This is a genomic window from Bacillus sp. 166amftsu (assembly GCF_900107445.1).
Lineage (GTDB): Bacteria > Bacillota > Bacilli > Bacillales > Bacillaceae_G > Bacillus_A > Bacillus_A arachidis.
Map to the genome: position 1 here is coordinate 1 of NZ_FNQA01000050.1, position 6,341 is coordinate 6,341.

6 protein-coding genes and 3 rRNA genes are annotated in these 6,341 nt (G+C 33.8%); 3 read left to right on the plus strand and 6 right to left on the minus strand.

The window, feature by feature from the left end; translation table 11 throughout:
- Both BLV40_RS27405 and rrf read left to right on the plus strand, forming a co-directional pair.
- A 23S ribosomal RNA gene (locus BLV40_RS27405) occupies positions 1-132 on the plus strand; the annotation flags it as partial.
- A 50-nt stretch (positions 133-182) separates the two neighbouring features.
- Positions 183-298 (plus strand): 5S ribosomal RNA (rrf, locus tag BLV40_RS27410).
- 137 nt (positions 299-435) lie between these two features.
- Here the strand turns inward: rrf and BLV40_RS27415 are convergent.
- The 6 genes from BLV40_RS27415 to BLV40_RS27440 form a co-directional block, all read right to left on the minus strand.
- The gene (locus tag BLV40_RS27415) at positions 436-882 is read right to left on the minus strand and encodes an ASCH domain-containing protein (protein WP_026593421.1); all 447 of its coding nucleotides are present in this window, start codon (positions 880-882) and stop codon (positions 436-438) included.
- Positions 883-1,333: 451 nt separating this feature from the next.
- A complete protein-coding gene (bacA, locus tag BLV40_RS27420; protein WP_090695771.1) occupies positions 1,334-2,131 on the minus strand; it encodes an undecaprenyl-diphosphate phosphatase in 798 nt (265 codons plus the stop codon).
- A 76-nt stretch (positions 2,132-2,207) separates the two neighbouring features.
- Positions 2,208-2,945 (minus strand): ABC transporter permease, encoded by a 738-nt coding sequence (locus BLV40_RS27425; protein ID WP_026593423.1) that lies wholly within the window; start codon positions 2,943-2,945, stop codon positions 2,208-2,210.
- Complete coding sequence (locus tag BLV40_RS27430; protein WP_090695773.1) at positions 2,938-3,867, minus strand: ABC transporter ATP-binding protein; 930 nt, start codon at positions 3,865-3,867, stop codon at positions 2,938-2,940. Before BLV40_RS27430 ends, BLV40_RS27425 begins: the two co-directional genes overlap by 8 nt.
- Positions 3,868-3,935: 68 nt before the next feature.
- The gene (locus tag BLV40_RS27435) at positions 3,936-4,952 is read right to left on the minus strand and encodes a sensor histidine kinase (RefSeq protein ID WP_090695774.1); all 1,017 of its coding nucleotides are present in this window, start codon (positions 4,950-4,952) and stop codon (positions 3,936-3,938) included.
- Entirely contained in the window at positions 4,942-5,655 is a 714-nt protein-coding gene (locus tag BLV40_RS27440; protein ID WP_090695776.1) for a response regulator transcription factor, read from the minus strand. Before BLV40_RS27440 ends, BLV40_RS27435 begins: the two co-directional genes overlap by 11 nt.
- A 545-nt stretch (positions 5,656-6,200) precedes the next feature.
- Between BLV40_RS27440 and BLV40_RS27445 the strand changes: the two genes are divergently transcribed.
- Positions 6,201-6,341: ribosomal RNA gene (locus BLV40_RS27445) — 16S ribosomal RNA — on the plus strand; the annotation flags it as partial.

Here is a 6,341-nt window from a genome sequence, read left to right on the forward strand (position 1 = left end):
CCCCCTCAAGATGAGATTTCCCATAGCGTAAGCTAGTAAGATCCCTGAAAGATGATCAGGTTGATAGGTTCGAGGTGGAAGCATGGTGACATGTGGAGCTGACGAATACTAATAGATCGAGGACTTAACCATATAATATGAAGCAAATGTTATCTAGTTTTGAAGGAATATGCCTTCAATAGTTTGGTGATGATGGCAGAGAGGTCACACCCGTTCCCATACCGAACACGGAAGTTAAGCTCTCTAGCGCCGATGGTAGTTGGGACCTTGTCCCTGTGAGAGTAGGACGTCGCCAAGCAAAAACCTAAGTCATTTCGACTTAGGTTTTTTTGTGGTTTAAAAATATAATATGTATTTATCTATTTGAATTAAAAATAATAAAGATAAACTTATCACCTACGTATTTCTTAAATTGTAGATGACAAGTAAGTATATTTATTTCTTCACATCAATAAGTTCAAAACGTTCGCAAACGAGTAACATGTCTTCAGAGAATTCACGACCAATTTCATTCAATTCTTTCGTAAAGAACTTTGTATGGGTGTTTTTCCAATATTCATAGGTCTGATTTCCTTCTCCTTCTGCAATAGCGAATTCTTCAGGGACCTCATTCATTGGTGTCAAAGTTACTTCTGTTGTTCTAATAATAGCTACAGGCTCATCATTGCTATTTAATATAATACTATAATCATTGGTTGTTGGAAGTGGTTCGTTTTCTAGTTCATAGAAGATATGCCCAGAGCATGTTGCTGTTTTTACACCATCAATTACTAATTGAGCAAGATAGTCAGGAGAGCACCCAAACTGCCATGCACTGACAGTTTGAGGTTTTTCATTCTTCTTCCAGTATTCATTCCAGTATTGCTGTGCTAATTGATTCATTAGTATCATTCACCCATTTCTTAATCGTCTAGTTAAATATCCCGTTGCTTATGATAAGATTCCGTTCGTTCATAATAGATGGTTTGTTTGATAAATTACATTTTCTTTATTGTTTTTAGAGTCAGGAAAAGGAAAGGGCTCAATAAATATGGTTTATATACTCGTGCTGCTCATTTGTATCCATCTATTTAATAAACGTTTACATATATTTGTATTAAAAAATATTCAGAATAATAAAGTCAAGCTATTTTAAACAAACATCTACGTTTTTAAGATTAGATGATTCTTTTGGAATGATAAAACGAACGTCTTTTATAAATAATTTGTTTAAATGCGTCTTTTTACTAAAATGAGGAATGCACGGTAGTTAAATAGGTATAATTGCAACTAACCGATACTCCTATAGAAATATCGGTTAGTTATTGTCTTTTTATCGGTGATCTTCATATGGTTATAGCAATACGAATACAGTGAATACAATAGCTAACAAAATGCGGTAATAGGCAAATGGCTTTAAACCTATTTTTGCTAGTAACTTTAGAAAGGTTACTACTGCTAGCATTGCTACGACAAAGGAAGTGATAAATCCTACTGCAAACATGGGAAGATCATCTATACTTAAATGTTCCCAACTCTTTAATAAGTCTAGACCTGTTGCTCCAACCATGACAGGAAGAGCTATAAGAAAAGAAAATTCTGATGCAGCTTTATAATTTACTTTTGCTAACAGTCCTCCAGACATTGTGGATCCAGCCCTTGAAAAGCCAGGGTATACTGCTAAACATTGAAACAATCCAATTGTTAATGCTTGACGGTATGTTAAATCATCTAATGAATAGGAGGTAGCTTCAGGTTTTTTAACTTCTGCAAAAATCATAAGAATAGCTCCTGCTACAAGCCCAATAACGACAGTATATGGTTGAAATAAGTATGTTTTGATCACATCATGTAAGAGTAAGCCAGCGATTACGGCTGGGAATACACCTAGGAAAACATGTAGTGCATTGAATCTTTTCTCTTTTTCCAGAAGAGGCCTAATGTTACATAAAGAAACAAGTCGTTTATGATATAAAACAGCAATAGCTAAAATGGCTCCTAGTTGTATAACAATCTCAAATGTTTTTGCTCTTTCTCCTTCAAAACCTAATAAGTGTCCGACTAATATAAGATGCCCAGTAGAAGAGATAGGTAAAAATTCAGCTAGCCCTTCTACAATACCGAGTATGAAGGCAATAATTGTATCGCTCATAATTTCACTCCTATTATATAAATGAAAATGTTGTAGGTAGACAGAGACATAGGTTGATCTTCATTATCCTTATAAATCAATGGATATCAACCTTTTTAAAATAGAATATTGTTGCGAGAAAGCTGATAATAGCTGTAGCAGCGATAGCAACATAAGAATATTCTGGAGGATATGTCGGTTGCAATTCGTTATTTACTATATCTAGTGCAGCTGTCCAAGGAAACAAATCCTTGTGTTCCGAACTTGCAGTTAGAACATTTACCATTGCTACAACAATTGTTAATATAATAGGCGGAACATAAGTCTTCATTACAAGAGTTAGCAGTACAATAGGAGAAGATAAGATAAAAAGGAATCCACCGCCTAATAAAAATTTCACTAAAAATTGAAAAGATAAAGGGATGCTTAATCCAGGAAAACCTCCTAATAGCCCTAATAGTAAAGTTAATCCCCATGCAACTATAGTTAGGATCATAATCCAAATAAGCAGAAGGATGAATTTGCTCATAATAAAGTTAAAACGTGATACAGGAATGGTTAATAAATTTTTTAATGTATTTTCTGTGTATTCACGATTAAAGAGATAAGCGGTAACGACTCCGTATAGAAGAACTCCCATAAATAAAATAATATACATATTTACATTAAGAAAAAGGGCATCGAAACTCGCAGGTGTAACGGATGGTTTTGTTTTCATTTCTATATAAAAGGCTAAAACGATCATAAAAGGTGCTACAGCTGCCCCAATAATACTAATCAAGAACATATTAGAACGTTTCAATTTTAATAGTTCTGTATATAGTAGATTAACCAATTGTTCCACCCCCAACCAATTTGGTGAAATAATCTTCTAATCTGTCTTCGCTCATCGTAATTTTTAATACTTCAATATCGCTTTGAACAAACGTTTTATTAATCTGCCCTTGTTGTCCGAAATGAGAATACACGCGGATATTTCCATCATCATGTACTTCGTAATCAAAAATATGAAATTGTTTTTCTAAAAGCATCGCAGCTTTATTATCATTGCTTACTTGAAATTCTAAGTATTTACGATTTGTTTTTCGAAGTTCATCAAGAGAGATCTCTTCTAATAACTTCCCTTTATGAATAATCCCCATATGATCTACTAGCTGTTCGACCTCAGCTAAAATATGACTGGAAATTAATATCGTTATGTTTCTTTCTTGTGCTAAAGATTTAATAAGTTTTCGCATTTCTTTAATACCAATTGGATCTAAGCCATTGGTCGGTTCATCTAGGATTAATAGTTCTGGATAATGGAGAAGGGTTCTTGCGATTCCTAATCGTTGTTTCATCCCTAATGAATATTTTCCTACTAGCTTTTTCGTTTCATGCTCTAGCCCGACAATTTCTAATGCCTCTTCAATCGCATTTTTTTTGTGAACTCCAATGATTTTGGCATTAATTAATAAATTTTCTTTTGCAGTAAGGTTTTCATAAAACCCTGGAACTTCAACGATAGAACCAATTCTTCTTAAAATCTCTTTTTGGTTTTTGAAAAAATCCTCCCCAAATATTTCGATTTTCCCACTTGTCGGTTTTATGAGGCCTAGTAGCATTCGGATTGTCGTTGTTTTCCCTGCGCCGTTTCGTCCGATAAAGCCGTAAATCTCTCCTTGATTCACATTTATATTTAGATTATCTACTGATTTTTGTTTGCCATAAGCTTTGGTCAAGTTTGTAGTTTTTATAATTGTATTGATGTTGAACACCTGCTTTCTATAATCTCTTAAGTACATGATAAAAAGAAGGATTTAACTGCTGCTTAATCATTTCTTAACTATTTCTTAAAAGTAGTTTGTTTAGGGATGGAAAAGCCAAAGGTTGTTTTTTTCCACGGAATACTTTCTACCCATATTTGTCCGCCGTTTTTTTCTACGAGAGCCTTTGCAATAGCAAGTCCTAGGCCACTCCCACCATGTGAGAGGTTTCTTGATTGGTCACTTCGGTACATTCTCTCAAATACGTTTTCTAAATCATCTGTTGAAATTCCAGGGCCTTTATCCCAAATGAGCAGCTGATATTCATTAATAGTTTCTAAAAGTTCGATTCCTATTACTTTTCCGGACTTTCCGTAGTATATAGCGTTTTTCATGAGGTTACCTATAACTCGCATAAGACTAAGAGAATCCGCCGTAACGGGACAAGGTGTTTCTGGGATGCTAACTAGTAACTCTATATCTTGTTTTGATAGTTCAGGTAAAAACTCAATGAGTGACTCTCTAGTAATCTCTGAAAAATCAAGTTGTTCTTCCTTTAATGAAAATTCATCAGCATCAAGCTTCGCCATATTAAATATTTCATCAACTAATTGTTTTAAACTATTTGATTTATTTGAGAGTATTTCAAGATATTCCAGTTTTTCTTCTTCTGAAGTAGCAATACCATCTTTTAATGCGTCAATATATCCAATAATAGAAGTAAGAGGTGTTCGTATATCGTGTGAGATACTAGATAAAAGTTGTTTTCTAGCCTTTTGAGACTTTTTGGCCTCAACTTGTACTTTTTCTAGTTCGGTTATTAAGTCATTTATAGAGAAAATTATGTCATCTAATGAATGGTCGTTATTTGTATATAATCGTGTATGTAGATTGCCATTAATGGCGCGTTTTAATTTCGTAACCATGGACTTCCGAGTTTGAATAAAATGAAGTCTTGTAAAGAAAAGACTTCCTGTTATAACCATAAGGATAATGAATAAAATTAATTTTAATGTGTGAACCATATCTATAAATAGAAGTCCGGTGAGGATGATAAACTGCAATAGAATAAGATAGAGAACTTTATCACTCTTCATCCTTTTCACCTACAAATTTATAGCCAATCCCCCATACAGTTTGAATAAACTTAGGATTTGAAGGGTCAATTTCTATTTTCTTTCTAAGTTTTCTAATATGTACCATAACGGTATTATCATCTTCTATATAGTTACTATCCCAAACATTGCGAAAGAGTTGCGTCTTCGTAAAAACTTGTTCAGGATTTGAGGCGAAGAACTTTAATAGTTCAAGTTCTTTTCCAGTTAAGGACACTTCTTTACCATCTATGTTAACTATGTACTTGTTTATATCAATTGTTAGTCCTTTGAATGTTAAGAGTGTGTTTTCTTGTATGTTAGCGTTACTTCCTAATACTAAAAAACGCCTCATGAGAGCTTTTACTCTAGCGACCACTTCATTAATACTAAAAGGTTTTGTAATGTAATCGTCTGCACCTATGCTTAGGCCTAAAATTTTATCTACTTCCTGATCTTTAGCGGTGAGCATTAATATCGGGATATTTGTTTTGTTTCTAAGTCTTCTACATACTTCGATACCATCAACTTTAGGCATCATAAGATCTAATATGATGAGGTTATATTTGTTTTGTTCAAATAAGTGAAGAGCCTCTTCGCCATTTATAGCGATATCTACTGTATAGAGTTCCCGTTCTAGATATTTTTTTAATAAATCTCGTATTTCTTTTTCATCATCTGCTATAAGTACACGGATATCTTCCATATTTTCACCTGCTTATTTTTATTATGTTATTATGATCTTGGTAATGAAAAATACAATAGTCATCTAATTATATACTATTAATTGTTAAAATAAGGGTGGAAATAGAGATTCGAATAGAGAGAAGGGATAGATGATAATACCTGCTAAAGGTTTGTCCTACATTAAGTAGAAAGCAAAGAAGCCGATTGGTGAAGACGAATAAGGTATAAAATGGTTAAAGCTTCATTTTATGGATTGGGAAAGTGAGTGAGAAGAAAGGGGATTTTAGGATACACTTATAATGATGTCTTAAAGAAGAGAAAAATTCATCAAAATAGTTTCAAAAAGTTATTGACTATTATTATATAGAAGTGTAATATTATACGAGTCGCTGATAGCAACAACGCAAAACGCGACAAACGAAATAAAAAACTTAGTTGACATTGAAATGAAGAAATGTTAACATAAGGGAGTCGCAAATGAGCGACAAACGAGTTCTTTGAAAACTGAACGAAACAAACAACGTGAAACGTCAATTTTTATTTTAGATGCTAGACAAACTAACTTTATTGGAGAGTTTGATCCTGGCTCAGGATGAACGCTGGCGGCGTGCCTAATACATGCAAGTCGAGCGAATGGATTAAGAGCTTGCTCTTATGAAGTTAGCGGCGGACGGGTGAGTAACACGTGGGTAACCTGCCCATAAG